Raw genomic sequence first — 16,185 nt, 5'->3', positions numbered from 1 at the left:
CATGAGTGACCATTCGAAACCAGTGACAGAAGACGTCGTTCCGCCGGAACTCCGTCAGTCCTACAAAGACAACAGTATTGTTCCCCTTTGGGAGAGTGTTCCGGCGACAAGCTTTGGAAAGCAGATTGAGGAGGCGCAGATCTGGCGCTGGTCTACCATGTTACCGATCATCCAAGAGACCGCCAAGATGCGCGCCACACACGTACTGGATCGACGCGTGTTGCTGATGACGAATCCGAAGCGACTCCATGTTTGGGATGAGGCAGGCACAGGCCCGCTCATGTTCGACTTTCAGTGTGTGATGCCTGGTGAGCGGGCTGGTGCCCATCGTCATCCGATGAACGCCTTGCGCTTTGTCGTGCAATGCACCGGGGGCGTCAAGTCCATCGTGGATGGCAAGGACTGCGTAATGGAGCCCGGTGATCTCATTCTTACACCTGGTTGGTGCTGGCATGAACATGTCAACGAAGGAAAGGATCCCATCATCTGGCTTGATGTTTTGGATGTGATGCTGCATCACTTTCTGGGCACCACGGGCTTCCAGCCTGGCCCTGCACGCGATGTGCGACCCCAGTTGGCGGACTCGGCATTCACGGCAGCAGGCATCGTGCCTAAGCTCGATGGCAGCGACCATGCAAGCCGTAGCTATTCACCCATCTTCCGCTATCCGTGGGTAGATGCGGTGCGTGCGCTCGTTGCCTCACCTGCGGCACCAGATGGTTCCCGGGAGGTGCGCTACGGCAACCCGCTAACTGGCGGTCCCTCCATGGACCTGATCGACAGCACCTTGCTTCAGTTGGAATCCGGGAAATCGACGCGCAAGTACAAGAGCTCCGCAGCGGCAATGTGCTTCGTCGTCGAAGGCCATGGGGTCAGCCAAATCGGTGAAAAAACTATCGAGTGGTCGCCTCATGATGTCTTCACGATGCCGGCCAACCTGTGGGCCAGCCATCAGGCCAAGGGCGGCACAGCACGCATTTTCCAGGTTTCAACCCGCGAGATTTACCGTCGCCTGGGCCTTTTCACAGAAGCGTTTGGGGAGTGAACCGATGCACACTGAACACGCCTACGCGTTGCCGGAGTGCCGCAATCTGTTCTACGGCGGACGCTTTCATGTGCCGCAAGGAGGCTACGGTCGAACTCTGAACCCCGCGACCCAGGAGGATCTGGGGCCCGTCTCCAACGCCAACGCAGCAGATGTGGATGCCGCTGTACAGGCGGCTCATTTGGCATTTCAGTCATGGCGCCATACGAAGCCAGCGGTTCGTGCTGCGGCGCTGCGGGAGTTCGGTAACAGGCTGCGGACCCACGCTGAGGAGCTGGGTTTTCTGGATGCCATCAACTGCGGCAACCCCGTGCGCGAGATGGCAGCGGACGTGCATTTTGCCGCAACGCAGGTCGACTACTTCGCGGGCTTGGTTCATGAAGCCAAAGGCGACACCCTTCCAATGGGGGATGGCGTGCTCAATTACTCGGTGCGCGAGCCCTACGGTGTGGTCGCGCGTATCGTGGCTTACAACCATCCGCTCATGTTTCTCGCGGCCAAGTTGGCACCGGCCGTCGCGGCAGGTAACACCGTCATCCTGAAGGCTGCGACGCAAGCCCCCTTGTCCGCTTACCGCCTGGCTACATTGTTGCAGGATGTCTTTCCTCCCGGCGTAGTCAATGTGCTTAGTGGCGACACACCGTGCGGACAAGCGCTCGTCGACCATCCTTTGGTCAAGAAGGTGTCGTTGATTGGCTCCACCGCCACGGGCAAATCAATTTTGCGCTCAGCAGCCGAGAAGGTGATGCCCGTAAGCCTGGAGCTGGGTGGAAAAAATCCTCTGATCATCTGTCCAGAGGCGGACATGGACAAAGCCATTGAGGGTGCGGTCAAAGGGATGAACTTCACTTGGGCGGGGCAGAGTTGCGGCTCGACATCTCGCTGCTTCGTTCATCGATCAGTATACGACCGAGTCATTAAAGAGATGGTGCAGAAAATTTCACAACTTTATCGTTGTGGACTGCCAACGGATCCCGCGACCACGATGGGCTGCCTGGTGTCCAAGGCGCAGTACGAAAAGGTCATGTCCTTCATTGATTCCGCTCATAAAGAGGGCGCTCGTCTTGTGTGCGGTGGCGTTCGTCCGAGCGACAAAGCGTTAGACAACGGCTGGTTTGTAACGGCTACCGTGTTTGCTGATGTCACCCCTGCCATGCGTTTGTTCCGCGAAGAGGTGTTCGGCCCGGTCTTGGCTGTGATTCCATGGGACGAAGAGGAAGATCTGCTGCGCATGGTCAATGGGCTGGATTTCGGCTTGACCGCTTCAATATGGACAAAGGATCTGGCCCGCGCCCATCGCCTGGCATCTCGCGTTGAGTCCGGCTATGTATGGATCAATCACGTCAGTGCCCACTTTATCGGGGCAGACTTTGGTGGCTACAAGCAATCAGGTCTTGGGCGTGAGGAGGGTGTATCTGAATTGCTTGCATGGACCCAGACCAAGAATGTTCATGTGGTGTTGTGAAGCGACAACTAGCTTGACATTCACCGCGTGTCAGGCTTTGCGCTTTCTGATCGATGAGGCTATTTGTTGCGCTTCTATGCGAGGTCCTCTACCGTCGACGGCAGTCCGTTTGGTTTCCTTGGCCTGCCTTTCTTCCTCCCGAAGATGGAGCCTGATCGGAGATTCTTTGACTGCAGATTGCAACTCAAACTGCGCGATTGCATCGGCGGCGGCGCTGCGCACTGTGCCCAACATAGTCTTCAGCAATATCTCCTGCGCTTGCGTGAGTCCGCCCAGCAGGATCGAGTTGGCCTCGCCTGCGGCACGCAACAGAGGCGTTTTCAACTTGAGTGCTTTATCGGTGAGGTAGATGCGCAGCTTGCGTCGGTCAAGCGTATCCCTCTGGAAGTGGACAAGGCCCTCTTTCTCCATAGAACGCAGCATTTCAAGCGTCGAAGGCTGCGTTGTGCCAAGTCGGTTCGCCAGTTCTCTCTGTGTCACGCCGTCCGCCTCAAAGAGTGCACGCAGCACGTACCAGCTACCACCACGAATACCGAGTTGGGCAATGCCAGGGTAGAGCAGCCGCTTGACGTGGCGAGCCGTGTCAGAGATAAGAAAACCGAGGCTGCTGTCCAAGTTCTTTGGAAAAACTCGTTCTGCGGAGGGGGTGGCAACTTTGAGGGGGACGCGTTTATTTGTCACTTGAGGGGCGTGCTGGTGAAATAAGAAGCAGGATCATATGACGATTCTCTACTCTCTAATCTTTAGGGAAAATACCTATAGGAACCTAACTAATTTTGGGTTCTAATAACAAACATCATAAATGGGTATTCCGTCACGCACGTCCGGGCAATTTGCCGTAAATAATGGAGCTGTACGGTGCTGGGGTATAGCTTGAATCTTTGTAAAGGAGCTTTTAATGGCAAACGTAACTGAACTGGGTTACTTGGGGATTTCCGTGAGCGATGCTGCTGCATGGAAGAACTACGCGACCGAGGTGATGGGTATGCAACTGGTCGACGAAGGTGAGGCTGATCGTTTCTATCTGCGCATGGACCTCTGGCATCACCGCATTGTGGTGCATACCGGTGGTGATGATGACCTTGCCTATGTCGGCTGGCGAGTTGCGGGTGCGCAAGAGCTGGAGCAGATGGCTGCCAAATTGACGGCTGCAGGTATTGAGGTTCGTCGCGGCACCGAGGCAGAAGCTGCAGAGCGCCGTGTTCTGGGTCTGCTGAAGTTGCAGGATCCTGCTGGCAATGCGCACGAAATTTTTTACTCGCCACTGGTGGATGGGCACAAGCCATTCCACCCAGGACGTCCGATGTTTGGGGGCTTCAAGACAGGTGATCAGGGTGTTGGTCACATCATCTTGCGATCCGTTGATCCGGAGGCGACGATGCGCTTCTTTGCAGTGCTTGGGGTTACTGGAGGCTCTGACTACCTTTTGAAGTTGACAGATGGCACCCCGGTTCGGATTCCTTTCTTGAAATGCAATAACCGTGAGCATTCCGTGGCCTTGATGTTCGGTCCGGCGCCCAAGCGGGTGAATCACCTGATGGTTGAGTACCAGGATATACGGGACTTGGGGCAGACATTGGACAAGGTGCGTAAGCATGGTATCGACATTGCTGTGCAGTTGGGTGTGCATAGCAATGACGGAGCGCTGGGTTTCTATGCGGCCAATCCGTCAGGTTGGTTGTGGGAGCCCGGTTGGAATGGGACATGCGCACCGGCTCAGCAGGAGCACTTCCGCAGTGATGTTTTTGGGCACGACCTCGATAAAGCGCAATACATCGGTGGCATTAATTTTCGCAGCGAAGATTGACGCAAATTTACTCACTTCCAGCGGGAGTGAGTTTCAGGGAATAAGGTCATTAAGGATCGAAGTAAGGAGATTGCTATGGGTGAAGAAATGAAGACTGAATCGAAAAAACCGGATTCTGCTCGCAGTGAGCTTGCTATGAAGTACTTCCAGGCGGAGTATGGCCATTTCATCAATGGTGAATGGGTCGGTGGATCCAGCAGCGAAAAAATCGCGATGATTAACCCTGCCAATCTGGAGGTGCTGTCCTATATCCAGTCAGGCAACGCTGAGGATGTAAACCGTGCCGTGGAGGCCGCCACACAGGCTTTCCCGAAATGGTCTCGCAGCACACCCAGTGAGCGTCAGGCTGCGCTCTATGAAATGGCGCGTCGCCTGCGCGCACGGGCCAATGATTACGCCGCGATGTTGTCGCTCGACAATGGCAAGCCTATCATGGAGGCGCTGCATATCGATATCCCAGCCACGATTGGGCAGTTTGAGTTGTTTGCTGGTGCTGCATTTGGTTTGCATGGGCAGACCATAGACGCGACACAAGGTGTGGCGATTATTCACCGCGAGCCGCTTGGTGTCGTGGCACAGATCATTCCCTGGAACGTGCCCCTTGTCATGATGGCGACAAAGATTGCGCCTGCTCTCGCTGCGGGCAATACCATTGTGCTGAAGCCGGCCGAGTCGGTCTGTTTGGCGGTCATGGAGTTCATCCGTGAGATGGCTGACCTGCTGCCGCCAGGCGTGCTGAACGTCATTACCGGCTACGGGCCAAATGTCGGTGAAGCGCTTGTGACCCACCCGAATGTCCGCAAGGTAGCGTTCACCGGCTCACGCCCGACCGCGCAAAAACTGATGCAATATGCCTCCGTCAATGTGATTCCTCAAACGCTGGAGTTGGGTGGAAAATCGGCCAACATTATTTGCGCGGACGCTGACATGGATGCAGCGGCAGAGTCCGCAGCCATGAGCATCGTGGTGAACAAGGGCGAAATTTGCTTTGCCGCGACACGCCACTTCGTCCATGAGTCAGTGATGGATGCATTTGTGGAGAAGGTTCAAAACATTCTTCGCAAGATTCGTGTTGGCGACCCTATGATCCCTTCGACGCAAATGGGGCCTCAGGCCTCCAGGATGCAGTTCGACAAGGTTCTTGGTTACCTCGATATCGGGCGCAATGAGGGTGCGACAACGGCGATGGGGGGTAAGCGCGCAACGGTGAGCGGATTTGAGCAAGGCTACTTTATTGAGCCGACCTTGTTTACTGATGTGCGCAACAAAATGCGCATCGCTCAAGAGGAGATTTTTGGGCCGGTCGGTGTGGTCATTCCATGGAAAGACGAGGCTCAAGTCATACGCGAGGCTAACGACACTGAATTTGGTTTGGCGGCTGGTCTCTGGACCAAAAACATCACGCAAGCCCATCGCATGGCGCGCGAGATCGAAGCGGGAACCGTGTGGGTCAACCGCTACTTCAACATGATCCCCAATGTACCGTTCGGTGGCTACAAGCAAAGTGGTTTCGGTCGCGAATTTTCACTCGACGTTCTGAGCCACTACACCCAACTCAAGAGTGTGATCGTTTCCCTGCAAGAAGGACCCATTGGGCTCTTTGACCATTAAAACCTTGGTCATTTTCATTTAGTAGGAAAAAGAATCGCTGCGTTACCGCTGTTTACAAGCAATGTGGCGATCATTCATAACCAAAGAAAAAGAGACAGCAAGATGAAGTTCCTAAAATCACGGCGAAAGTACTTGATGCCGTCGGCCCACATTCGTGGCATTGCCGCATTGTGTGGTGGACTCTCCATCGGAGCGACACCTGCCTTGGCTGTTGTGCTTGACACAGGAAATCCTGACTTGAATGTCCGCTGGGACAATACCATCAAGTACAGCGCTGCGCGGCGTCTTGACGAGCCATCATCTGTTCTGATCTCGAATCCAAACAACGACGACGGCGACCGAAATTTTGGCAAAGGACTCATTTCCAGTCGCTTTGACTTGCTGTCGGAATTGGACTTCATCTATAAGAAGAACATGGGTTTTCGCATCAGTGCGGCTGCTTGGAACGATTCTGTTTATGGCCGTTCCAACGCCAACCCGGGTTTTCCCGGTGGCGCGTTCCCGAACCAGACCTCGGTTCCCTACAACCAATTCACTGCCGGCACGCGAGATGTTCATGGCAGTGGCAGTGAGGTACTGGATGCTTTCGTCTTTGGTAAATTTGACCTGTTCGAGCGGAGCGCCTCGGTTCGTGCCGGTCGGCACTCGCTGCTTTGGGGCGAAAGCCTGTTTTTTGGTGCCAATGCCATTGCCGGTGCCCAAATGCCGGTGGATGCGGTCAAGCTTGTTTCCGTACCCGGTACGCCTTTTAAGGAAGGGATTCGTCCCGTCCCTATGGTTTCGGGGCAAGTACAGATCACCCCAGATGTCTCGGTTGGGGCCTACATACAGGTAGCTTCATCCAGAAGTCGTCTGCCCGCTGCAGGTAGCTATTTCTCCAACACGGATTACGCTGTCGATGGCGCTGAAAACATCTTTTTTGGGCCTGGTGCACCCAGCCCACGATTTTCCGATATGAAGGCCAAGGATTCTGGACAGGGGGGGGTGCAGCTGAGGGTGAAAGGTGGTGATATCGACTATGGTTTCTATCTGATTCAGTTTCACAACAAAATGCCACAAGTCGTGCCGAAGCTTGGAATGACTCCGGTCGGGCCGGCTCCGGTGGGCCATTACATCGCGTATCAAGAAAAAATTAAGGCTTTTGGTGCCAGTGCCAGCAAGACCTTTGGCGATTACAACGTTGCAGCTGAGCTGTCTTTTCGCGATAACCAAGACTTGGCGAGTACGCAGGGTTTCGACACGAGCGCGCTCGCGCCGGTCGCAAACAATAACTCAAGCAATCCAGCCTATGCAGTCGGCCGCACGGCCCACTTGAATATCTCGGTGTTAGGCTCCGTGCCGCGTACTCCTCTCTGGGGAGAAGCTACGATTGCTGGCGAAATTGCTTGGAACCGTGTGCTGAAAATCACCAAAAACGCGACCGCCGCGGATCCAAATGCAACACGCGATGGTGTCGCGATGCGAGTCGTCTTTGAGCCGAAGTACCGGCAAGTCCTGCCAGGATTGGATCTAGGTGTGCCTATCGGCATCGGCTACGCGCCAAAAGGCTCCCGGCCACTGGCAATGACACCCAACGCCTGGATCCCTGAAGGGGGAGGGGATATCAGCATAGGACTGAATGGGACTTACCTGGATTCTTGGAACTTCGGTTTGAACTACACCCACTATTACGGTACAGCCCGCACGTTTAACACGGGAGCTAACCAAGCGTTCGGCTGGGGTCAAACCCTTCGGGATCGAGATTTCATCTCGTTCACCGCTCGTTACACATTCTGATTGGAAAAAAAATGAAATTTATGATCAAACCCATTTCCACGATCATTGCTTACGCTTTTTTGGCTGGAGCAGCTTTTGCTGCGGTGTCAGCCGATGAAGCCGCTGCGCTGAAATCCACTTTGACACCCATGGGTGCTGAAAAAGCTGGCAATAAAGACGGTTCGATTCCCGCATGGACCGGTGGCTACACCACACCGACGCCCGGCTACAAAAAAGGTGGTCGCCGTCCAGACCCTTTCGCTTCCGACAAGCCTTTGTACAGTATCACTGCAAAGAATATGGCGCAATATGCAGACAAATTGACGGATGGCACAAAGGCGATGCTGCAGAAATACCCGGACACTTTCAGGGTTGATGTATATCCTTCAAGGCGCACTTATGTCGCGCCGCAATGGTTTTATGACAAGACGTTTGAAAACGCCACAAAGGTAAAGCTGTCGGGTCTCGATAATCCCTATGCTGTGGGGGCCTTGGGTGGCATTCCGTTCCCCATTCCGAAGAATGGTGCTGAGGTGATGGTGAACCATCAGCTTTCCTATAAGCTCGAACAAGTTTACGAAAGGGCGAAGAACTTCACTGTGAACAGCAGCGGTCAGGCTGTCTTGGTTTCACATTATGAAAATTACTTTACTTTCCCTTACAACACCAAGGGTGTAAATGTTGAGGATGGTCAGTGGTGGTACAAAGTCCGTTCGACCAATATCGGTCCGCCCATCCGAGTCGGTGAAGCGGTCATGCAGCACTTCAATGTCAATGAAGATAAAACACTGGGGTGGATTTACCTCACAGGGCAACGTCGCGTGCGCAAGCTGCCGAACGTCTGCTGTGATACGCAGCTCTCGTTTTCAGCTGGTATCCTCACTTTTGATGAGCTAACCGTGTTTGAAGGCGACATGAGCCGCTTTGACTGGAACCTGGTCGGCAAGAAAGAAATACTGGTGCCTTACAACAGCAACCGCACAATGGTGCCAAGCAAGACTGCGGATGTGATCACGGGAGCCCACCTCAACCCTGATCATGTGCGTTGGGAATTGCATAGGGTTTGGGTTGTAGACGCCACATTGAAGCCAGGTAAGCGTCATGTGTCACCTAAAAGTCGTTACTACATTGATGAAGACAGTTGGTATGCCTTGCTTGGAGATCGCTGGGATGCGCAAGGAAAATTGGCGCGCACAATGTATCTCTTGCCCATTGTGGCGCCGGATGTACCCGCTTTCATACGCAGCAGTTTCGGTCTCTATGATCTGATAGGTGGCAACTCTTACTTGGGTAGCCTGTACAACGATGAGTCGGTGCAGATTCGCGTTGAGGAGAAACCATTCCCCGCATCAACCTATTCGCCAGATTCGATGGCTAGTGAAGGTATTCGGTAAAGCTAAAAAGCTTAAGGGCGACGTGTTACATCTGGTGGATCGACCTTCGGTTGGTCGCTCCACTGTTGGCAATGGTGAGCCCGTGAGGCTGATGGAATCCGGATTTGGTTGAGTTGTTTATGTGGTGGAATTCTGATGAAAAAATTTAAGAAAGAGCGCTTTGACATCGGGCGACGCCGCGCCCTGTGCTTTGTAGCTACTGTGCCGCTGGTCAGCATGGAGGCGGTCTGGGCTAACCCCGTGCTTGATGCCTTGCGTCGTCCTGCGTTTGTAGCGCCGCACGTGAGGGGGGGCGTCTTGCTTGATGTTGCCAAGTCTGGCAAACGCATTGTCGCGGTCGGGGAGCGCGGTGCTGTTTTGTTCTCGGATGATGTTGGTGCCACATGGCAGCAGGCGAGTGTGCCAGTCAGTGTCACGCTGACCGCCGTCAACTTTGTAGACGAAAAGTATGGTTGGGTCACAGGTCACTCAGGTGTTGTGCTCGCAACCTCAGACGGCGGTGGAACCTGGCGGCTTCAGCTGGAAGGAAAGAGAGCCGCAGATCTATGGCTTGCAGAAGTGTCGGCAGGGTCAAAGAACGACGATGACAGCGACAAGCGTTTGCAGGCGGCTCAACGCTTGGTGTCGGACGGCCCTGATAAGCCCTTCCTGGACATGCACTTTTTCGATCGAAAGCGAGGTTTTGTGATTGGGGCCTATGGGCTTATTTTTGCAACCGCAGACGGTGGTGAAACCTGGTCGCCCTGGATGGATCGCTTGGACAATCCGAAGGCCCTACACCTTAATGCGCTTGCGATTCAGGGACAGCGCATTCTGATAGTCGGCGAGCAAGGGCTGCTGTTGCAATCCGTCGATGGAGGAAAAACCTTCGTCCGACTGAGCTCCCCTTATCCGGGCAGCTGGTTCGCCGTGGCTGCGTTGCCCGACGGCAAGTGGTTGCTGGCTGGTCTGAAGGGCAATATCTATACGTATAGCCCTGCCGGTTTCAGCCAGTGCGAGGTGCCCACTCCTGTCACGATTGGCTGTCTCTCGCTGATGCATGACGGTAGTGTGCTCGCCCTTGACCAGGCCGGGCAGGCATTGATCAGTCGTGATTCAGGGGGAAAATGGACGTCTGTTTCATGGCCACCAGGCCCACCGTTGACTGCCGTTGTCGAACTTGATGGCAGTCGTCTGCTTGCCAGCAGCTTGCGTGGTGTTCGTGAACTTCCTTTTCCTAAGTGACCCTCATGTCAGTCGTTAACCAAGCAGTCTCAAAGGATGAGCGAACACCTTTGACCGACTTCGATCCACGGTCAGGTTCAGTTATTGAACGGGCTCTTTTCAATCACCGCCAGCTGATCCTCCTTTTCTGCGCGGTGCTGACGGTCGTGCTCGGCTGGAGTGCCAGTAATCTGCGTCTCAACGCGAGCTTTGAGAAGATCATCCCCAGGAGCCATCCCTACATCCAAAACTTCTTCGCTCATCGTCAAGAGCTGGGAGGTCTTGGCAACGCTGTGCGCATCGCCGTCGCCACAACAGGTGAGTCCATCTATGACCCAAACTATCTAAAGGTACTTCAGCAGTTAAGCGACGAGGCCTTTTTGCTCCCTGGCGTTGACAGGCGCAATATGAAGTCGCTGTGGACTCCGAATACGCGATGGGTCGGCGTCACCGAGGAGGGCATGGATGGCGGTCCAGTCATCCCGGATGGCTACGACGGGTCGCCTACAAGCCTTGCCACGGTGCGTTTGAACATCGAGCGCAGCAACGAGATCGGTCAACTGGTCGCGTTGGATCAACGTTCTTCAATCGTCTATCTGCCCTTGTTGTCAAAAGACGCGAACGGTGTTCCACTGGATTACGCTGATTTTTCTGATGCGCTGGAGAAGCTCAGGGTCAAATATCAGAGTGATGGGATCAGTATTCACATCACTGGATTCGCGAAGGTCATGGGTGACCTGATCGAGGGTATTTGGCAGATGCTAGGATTCTTCGTCGCAGCCGTGCTCATCACGACGGCCATGCTCTATGCCTACACGCGTTGCGTCCGCAGTGCAGTGCTGGTTGTCAGTTGTTCGCTGGTTGCCGTGCTGTGGCAACTGGGGTTGATGCCCTTGTTGGGCTACGAGTTGGACCCCTACTCCGTGCTGGTTCCGTTCCTTGTCTTTGCGATCGGCATGAGTCATGGTGCTCAGAAAATGAATGGCATCATGCAGGATATTGGGCGTGGTGCGAATAACTTGGTTGCTGCGCGCTACACTTTCAGGCGCCTTTTTCTTGCGGGACTGACTGCGCTGCTGTGCGATGCCGTTGGCTTCGGCGTCTTGATGGTGATCGATATTGAGGCGATCCGAGATATGGCTTTCATTGCCAGCCTTGGCGTTGCAGTATTGGTCTTCACCAACCTGATACTGTTGCCGATACTGCTGAGTTATGTGGGCGTAAGTCCAGTAGCTGCTCAACTCAGCCTGAAGGAAGAGTTGGCGGACCAGCGGGGCGGGGCACGACATCCGTTATGGAGACTGTTGGACTTGTTCACCCAGCGACGCTGGGCGGCAGGTGTCGTTGCGGTCTCACTGCTCCTTGGTACAGGGGGACTCGTGGTTGCGCAGCGCTTGAAGATTGGCGATTTGGAGTCTGGTGCACCTGAGTTGCGTGCCGACAGTCGCTATAACCGTGACAACACTTACATGACCGCACACTATGGAGCCAGCAGCGATGCCTTTGCAGTGATGGTCAAGACGCCAGACGGCGAGTGCAGCCAATATGACACCTTGATGCGGGTTGATGCGCTGGAGTGGAAAATGCGTGCTTTGCCGGGGGTGGAGGACACGAACTCTTTGGCATTACTGAGTCGGCGTGTGTTGGCAGGGTTGAATGAAGGCAGTACCAAGTGGTATGAGTTGATCAACAGCCAGTCGATGCTCAACACGATCACTTCCGGGGCACCCCGCGGCCTTTACAACGATACCTGCAGCTTGTTGACGCTGACGGCCTACCTGAAGGACCATAAAGCCGACACACTAACTTCCCTCGTCAACGAGGTGGAGGGCTTTGCCAAAGAAAACAACACTGAGCAAGTCCAGTTTCTTCTCGCCGCCGGCAATTCCGGCATTGATGCGGCGACGAACATTGTCGTCAGGGATGCGAACCGCGAGATGCTGTTTTGGGTCTACGGCGCGGTGATCGTTCTGTGTGCGATCACCTTCCGCTCTTGGCGTGCGGTGCTGTGTGCTGTGTTGCCGCTGATTCTGACCTCGGTGCTGTGCGAGGCTTTGATGGTAGCGCTGAACATTGGTGTGAAAGTGGCTACATTGCCCGTGATCGCATTGGGGGTGGGCATCGGGGTGGACTATGCGCTCTACGTCATGAGCATTCTTCTGGCGAGATTGAAGGTTGGCGATAGCCTCTCCGAGGCTTACTACCAATCGTTGCTCTTCACGGGAAAGGTTGTACTCCTGACTGGTGTCACGCTTGCCTTGTGCGTTGTCACCTGGGTGGTTAGTCCCATCAAGTTTCAGGCTGATATGGGACTCTTGCTCGCCTTTATGTTTGTGGGCAACATGATCGGAGCACTGGTGTTGCTGCCCGCGCTCGCACATTTTTTATTAAAACCAATGGTTTTGAAGCCCATCAATTGACGTAAGGCGTTGAAGTTTAACGACGCGGGCTTGGAAGTGTCCGCCTCACGTCAAGCCAAATCCCGGATGGTTCATTGAGTTGGGGTAAAACGACCGTCAGTCGGTCGGGCAAGATGAGTATGTGATGATTGATGTCTTTGGGCTTTCGCAAGATGCCTGAGAATATTATTTGTGGCGGTTTTTAGAATTTTCTTAAATACAAAGGATAAGTTATGGGTAAGTCAGGACTGTTGAATGCATCGGATATTCATGGAGTATGGTCAATTCTTCCGACACCATCCAAACCGGATGCGAGTGACTGGCGTGCGACTAACACCGTTGATCTGGATGAGACTGCCCGCGCCGTTGAAGGCCTTATCGCGGCTGGCGCGAACGGGATTCTGAGCATGGGTACTTTGGGTGAGTGTGAATCGCTAACCTGGGAGGAAAAGAAAGTCTTCATGCAAACCATCGTGGAGACCGCGAGAGGAAGGGTTCCAGTGTTCGTTGGCACCACAACGCTTAATACCCGCGACACGATCGAGCAGACAAGGTACGCCCACTCCATTGGGGCCGACGGAACAATGTTGGGAATACCAATGTGGTGCAATCCCTGCGTTGATATGGCTGTTCAGTACTACAAAGATGTCGCCGAAGCTGTTCCAGAGATGAATATCGCTATCTACGCGAATACCGAGGCTTTCAAATTTGATTTTCCCCGCGCGTTCTGGGCTCGGGTTTCAGAGATTCGGCAAGTCGTTGCAGCGAAATATATCGGTATCGAGTTCCTGCTGCAGGATCTACATCTGACCAAGCACCGCATGAAGCTGCTGCCGCTCGACTACCAATACTATGCTGCGGCACGTATGGATGACTTCGTTGATGCCTTCTGGTCCAGCGGTACCGTGTGCGGGCCATTGGTTTCGACGACGCTTCGCGACAAGGTCATCGCAGCTCGGCGAACCAAAGACTGGACCGATGCCCACGCATTTCAGGGTCGACTTGTGAAAACAGCTGCGCCATTTCCCGAAGATAGCTTCAAGACCTTTTCTATTTACAACGTTGCGCTGGAAAAAGGCCGAATCGATGCTGCAGGCTGGATGAACGCCGGCCCCGTTCGCCCACCTTATAACGACATCTGCCCAGCCAGCTATCTTGACTCCTGGAAAGCCTCAGGGCAACGGTGGGCCGAATTGCACAAGCAACTTGAAACGGAATCTTCGGGGAAATAGTCGAATGCTTGAGAGAAAGGGCAAAGACGATCGACTTTCACTTCGATTTCATGAGTCCTTTCAGCCACCAGGCTAACTGTAACGGCGGTTTATGTCTATGTCGGCCATGAATCCTTCAGGTTCGAGTGTCTTCGGTCTTTCCGGCTTCGAACAGCACCCGGGTCACCCCTTTTTAATGGGCTGCAGCGGCGAGTCCTACCAAACACGTCAACCACAAATGAATCTCGAATCTCTGCTAATCCTTGAACTTGCCGCACTGGGCATCGGTACCGGTTTTCTTGCGGGCTTGCTGGGCATTGGTGGCGGTATGACGCTGGTGCCGTTCATCACCATCATCTTGTCAAGCCGCGGTGTGTCGCCCGATTTGGCGGTGAAAATGGCCATCGCAACCTCCATGGCCATCATCATTTTTACATCCCTTTCGAGCGTTCGGGCCCACAATAAACGGGGTGCCGTGCGCTGGGACATCGTCAAACGGCTGGCTCCCGGCATTGTCGTAGGTAGCCTCATTGGCAGCTTGGGGGTGTTCGCGCTGCTCAAAGGCGCTTACCTGGCCATTTTCTTCGGCCTGTTCGTGATTTTTTCGGCAACACAGATGTTGCTTGACAAAAAAACCAAACCCAGACGCCAAATGCCTGGTACGGCGGGTCAGTTGGCGGCGGGCGGAGCTATTGGCTTTATTTCGGGCTTGGTTGGTGTAGGCGGCGGCACTATCAGCGTGCCCTTCATGACTCGGTGCAACGTGGCGATTCACAGCGCCGTGGCCACTTCTGCAGCGCTTGGAATTCCGATTGCCGTTACAAACGTGCTGGGCTACGTGATCGGCGGGCGAAACGTGCAGGACTTGCCGGTGGGCTCGTTCGGCTACATTTGGTTGCCGGCGTTGGGCATAATTGCCGTGTGCAGCTTCCTCGCCGCGCCGCTGGGCGCCCGGGTGGTACACAGCATTCCCGTAGACAAGCTCAAATTGGTGTTTGCCGGCAGTTTTTACTTACTCGCGGCCTATATGCTCTACAAGGGTCTCAGCACCTGAGTGAGGCTGAGCCTCCTAGTACATTGACACGAAAATAACGGCACATGATTACACTACGAATGTCGCCATTCGGCATAACGAGGAGTGGTCATGCGTCAGACGGAGCTGAACTTGAGCGAGGAGGATCGCTCGACGATCGAAGCCATTCGCAGCAAAGAGGTGCATCAGGCGCGCGAGGTCAATCGAGCCCATGTGCTGTCATGCCTGGACCGCGACATTCCCGAATCTGAGATCATGGCAGTGCTTGGCATTGGCCGCACCGCCGTGTGGCGTGCTCGCGCCGCCTACTTGCAAGGCGGGGTGGAGCTGGCGGTGTTCGACGTGTAACGCTCAGGACGCCCGCGCCAATACGACACCAACGCCGAGGCGCGTGTGATCGCCTTGGCCTGCTCAGCCCCGCCCAAGGGACGCCAGCGCTGGACCATGGTCGAGCTCGAACGGCGCCGCCCGCCAGGAGCCTGGCATGCAATCCGTGAGCCGGGAAACCGTTCGACGCATGCTCAAAAAAACTATTTCTCTTGTTCCTGGCACCGGGTAATGTGGTGCATTGGGGCGTTGACCGAGGAGTACCGTGCTCGGATGTATGTCCTGCTCGAACTGTACGCGCGACCAATATCCAAAGCCGAGCCGGTCATTTGCATCGACGAGAAAAGCCTGCAACTTATCGCCCATAGCCGACCTCCATTGGCCATGGCGGCGAGCAGCCCAACCAAGCATGGCTACGAGTACGTACGCAACGGCACCACCAATCTGTTCGTGGCTGTCGAGCCCAAGGCGGGACAGCGAATCGTATCTGTCACCGAGCGACGAGGAAAGGTTGACTTCGTCGCCTTCATCAAAGAATTGCTCACTGGCGTATACGCCAAGGCACGACGAATTCACTTGGTGCTCGATAACCTGAACTCGCACTTTAGAAAGTGCTTTGATGATGTGCTGGGCAGTCGTGCGGCCGCCAAGCTCCTGCATCGGGTGGAGTTTCACTACACCCCAAAGCACGCGAGCTGGCTGAACATGGCAGAAATCGAGATTGGCATTCTCAGTCGCCAATGCCTGGATCGGCGCATTGCCAATCGTGAATTACTCGAATCCGAGGTTGCTGCCTGGCAGCAAGCCCGCAACGAGAAAGAGCGAACTATCGAGTGGCACTTTACTCGACAGGATGCGGACAAAAAGATGGGTCGAAATTATGTTTCTCAACTTTCGTGTTGATGTACTAGAGCGGCTAATATTTCAATGCAAGA

General features: G+C 54.6%; 13 protein-coding genes. 12 read left to right on the top strand and 1 reads right to left on the bottom strand.

All coding sequences use genetic code 11. The annotated features are described in order from the left end of the window. Nucleotide 1 precedes the first annotated feature (1 nt). On the top strand, nucleotides 2–1,045 hold the full coding sequence (locus K2L43_RS12655) for a cupin domain-containing protein (protein WP_013801312.1): 1,044 nt from the start codon (nucleotides 2–4) through the stop codon (nucleotides 1,043–1,045). A gap of 4 nt (nucleotides 1,046–1,049) precedes the next feature. After that, complete coding sequence (locus K2L43_RS12650) at nucleotides 1,050–2,510, top strand: aldehyde dehydrogenase family protein (protein ID WP_220637694.1); 1,461 nt, start codon at nucleotides 1,050–1,052, stop codon at nucleotides 2,508–2,510. Between the two features lie 30 nt (nucleotides 2,511–2,540). On the opposite strand, the gene K2L43_RS12645 is transcribed toward K2L43_RS12650, so the two are convergent. Beyond that, on the bottom strand, nucleotides 2,541–3,125 hold the full coding sequence (locus K2L43_RS12645; RefSeq protein ID WP_220637693.1) for a MarR family winged helix-turn-helix transcriptional regulator: 585 nt from the start codon (nucleotides 3,123–3,125) through the stop codon (nucleotides 2,541–2,543). A 283-nt stretch (nucleotides 3,126–3,408) separates the two neighbouring features. On the opposite strand from K2L43_RS12645, the gene K2L43_RS12640 reads away from it, so the two are divergent. The 10 genes from K2L43_RS12640 to K2L43_RS12595 all read left to right on the top strand — a co-directional run bounded on the left by K2L43_RS12640 (nucleotide 3,409) and on the right by K2L43_RS12595 (nucleotide 16,153). Further along, nucleotides 3,409–4,317: a VOC family protein gene (locus K2L43_RS12640; protein ID WP_220637692.1), complete on the top strand. Its 909-nt coding sequence runs from the start codon at nucleotides 3,409–3,411 to the stop codon at nucleotides 4,315–4,317. Between the two features lie 75 nt (nucleotides 4,318–4,392). Then, the gene (locus K2L43_RS12635; RefSeq protein ID WP_013801316.1) at nucleotides 4,393–5,928 is read left to right on the top strand and encodes an aldehyde dehydrogenase; all 1,536 of its coding nucleotides are present in this window, start codon (nucleotides 4,393–4,395) and stop codon (nucleotides 5,926–5,928) included. Between the two features lie 102 nt (nucleotides 5,929–6,030). Further along, a complete protein-coding gene (locus K2L43_RS12630; RefSeq protein ID WP_220637691.1) occupies nucleotides 6,031–7,704 on the top strand; it encodes a DUF1302 domain-containing protein in 1,674 nt (557 codons plus the stop codon). An 11-nt stretch (nucleotides 7,705–7,715) separates the two neighbouring features. Then, nucleotides 7,716–9,077, top strand: coding sequence for a DUF1329 domain-containing protein (locus tag K2L43_RS12625; RefSeq protein WP_220637690.1), 1,362 nt, complete (start codon nucleotides 7,716–7,718; stop codon nucleotides 9,075–9,077). 135 nt (nucleotides 9,078–9,212) lie between these two features. After that, nucleotides 9,213–10,301 (top strand): YCF48-related protein, encoded by a 1,089-nt coding sequence (locus K2L43_RS12620; RefSeq protein ID WP_220637689.1) that lies wholly within the window; start codon nucleotides 9,213–9,215, stop codon nucleotides 10,299–10,301. A gap of 5 nt (nucleotides 10,302–10,306) precedes the next feature. Next, a complete protein-coding gene (locus K2L43_RS12615; protein WP_220637688.1) occupies nucleotides 10,307–12,700 on the top strand; it encodes an RND family transporter in 2,394 nt (797 codons plus the stop codon). Nucleotides 12,701–12,912: 212 nt separating this feature from the next. After that, nucleotides 12,913–13,911 carry a dihydrodipicolinate synthase family protein gene (locus K2L43_RS12610; RefSeq protein WP_013801321.1) on the top strand — a complete coding sequence of 333 codons (999 nt, stop codon included), beginning with the start codon at nucleotides 12,913–12,915 and terminating at the stop codon, nucleotides 13,909–13,911. Nucleotides 13,912–14,128: 217 nt separating this feature from the next. Beyond that, nucleotides 14,129–14,944, top strand: coding sequence for a sulfite exporter TauE/SafE family protein (locus K2L43_RS12605; RefSeq protein WP_086913979.1), 816 nt, complete (start codon nucleotides 14,129–14,131; stop codon nucleotides 14,942–14,944). Nucleotides 14,945–15,034: 90 nt separating this feature from the next. Continuing rightward, a complete protein-coding gene (locus K2L43_RS12600) occupies nucleotides 15,035–15,271 on the top strand; it encodes a helix-turn-helix domain-containing protein (RefSeq protein WP_220637687.1) in 237 nt (78 codons plus the stop codon). 45 nt (nucleotides 15,272–15,316) lie between these two features. Beyond that, nucleotides 15,317–16,153 carry an IS630 family transposase gene (locus K2L43_RS12595; protein WP_220639003.1) on the top strand — a complete coding sequence of 279 codons (837 nt, stop codon included), beginning with the start codon at nucleotides 15,317–15,319 and terminating at the stop codon, nucleotides 16,151–16,153. Nucleotides 16,154–16,185 lie beyond the last annotated feature (32 nt).

The organism is Diaphorobacter sp. MNS-0 (assembly GCF_019602835.1).
In the GTDB taxonomy this organism is placed as follows: Bacteria; Pseudomonadota; Gammaproteobacteria; order Burkholderiales; family Burkholderiaceae_C; genus Diaphorobacter; species Diaphorobacter nitroreducens.
Note: the sequence above shows the minus strand (reverse complement) of the source record. Positions and strands in the feature narration are given on the sequence as shown.

Excerpts from the sequence above, each read along its gene's own strand:
- K2L43_RS12605 (WP_086913979.1), top strand. The coding sequence starts at position 14,129 with ATGAATCTCGAATCTCTGCTAATCCTTGAACTTGCCGCACTGGGCATC.
- K2L43_RS12620 (WP_220637689.1), top strand. The coding sequence starts at position 9,213 with ATGAAAAAATTTAAGAAAGAGCGCTTTGACATCGGGCGACGCCGCGCC.
- K2L43_RS12635 (WP_013801316.1), top strand. The coding sequence starts at position 4,393 with ATGGGTGAAGAAATGAAGACTGAATCGAAAAAACCGGATTCTGCTCGC.
- K2L43_RS12625 (WP_220637690.1), top strand. The coding sequence starts at position 7,716 with ATGAAATTTATGATCAAACCCATTTCCACGATCATTGCTTACGCTTTT.
- K2L43_RS12610 (WP_013801321.1), top strand. The coding sequence starts at position 12,913 with ATGGGTAAGTCAGGACTGTTGAATGCATCGGATATTCATGGAGTATGG.
- K2L43_RS12600 (WP_220637687.1), top strand. The coding sequence starts at position 15,035 with ATGCGTCAGACGGAGCTGAACTTGAGCGAGGAGGATCGCTCGACGATC.
- K2L43_RS12630 (WP_220637691.1), top strand. The coding sequence starts at position 6,031 with ATGAAGTTCCTAAAATCACGGCGAAAGTACTTGATGCCGTCGGCCCAC.
- K2L43_RS12640 (WP_220637692.1), top strand. The coding sequence starts at position 3,409 with ATGGCAAACGTAACTGAACTGGGTTACTTGGGGATTTCCGTGAGCGAT.
- K2L43_RS12655 (WP_013801312.1), top strand. The coding sequence starts at position 2 with ATGAGTGACCATTCGAAACCAGTGACAGAAGACGTCGTTCCGCCGGAA.
- K2L43_RS12615 (WP_220637688.1), top strand. The coding sequence starts at position 10,307 with ATGTCAGTCGTTAACCAAGCAGTCTCAAAGGATGAGCGAACACCTTTG.
- K2L43_RS12650 (WP_220637694.1), top strand. The coding sequence starts at position 1,050 with ATGCACACTGAACACGCCTACGCGTTGCCGGAGTGCCGCAATCTGTTC.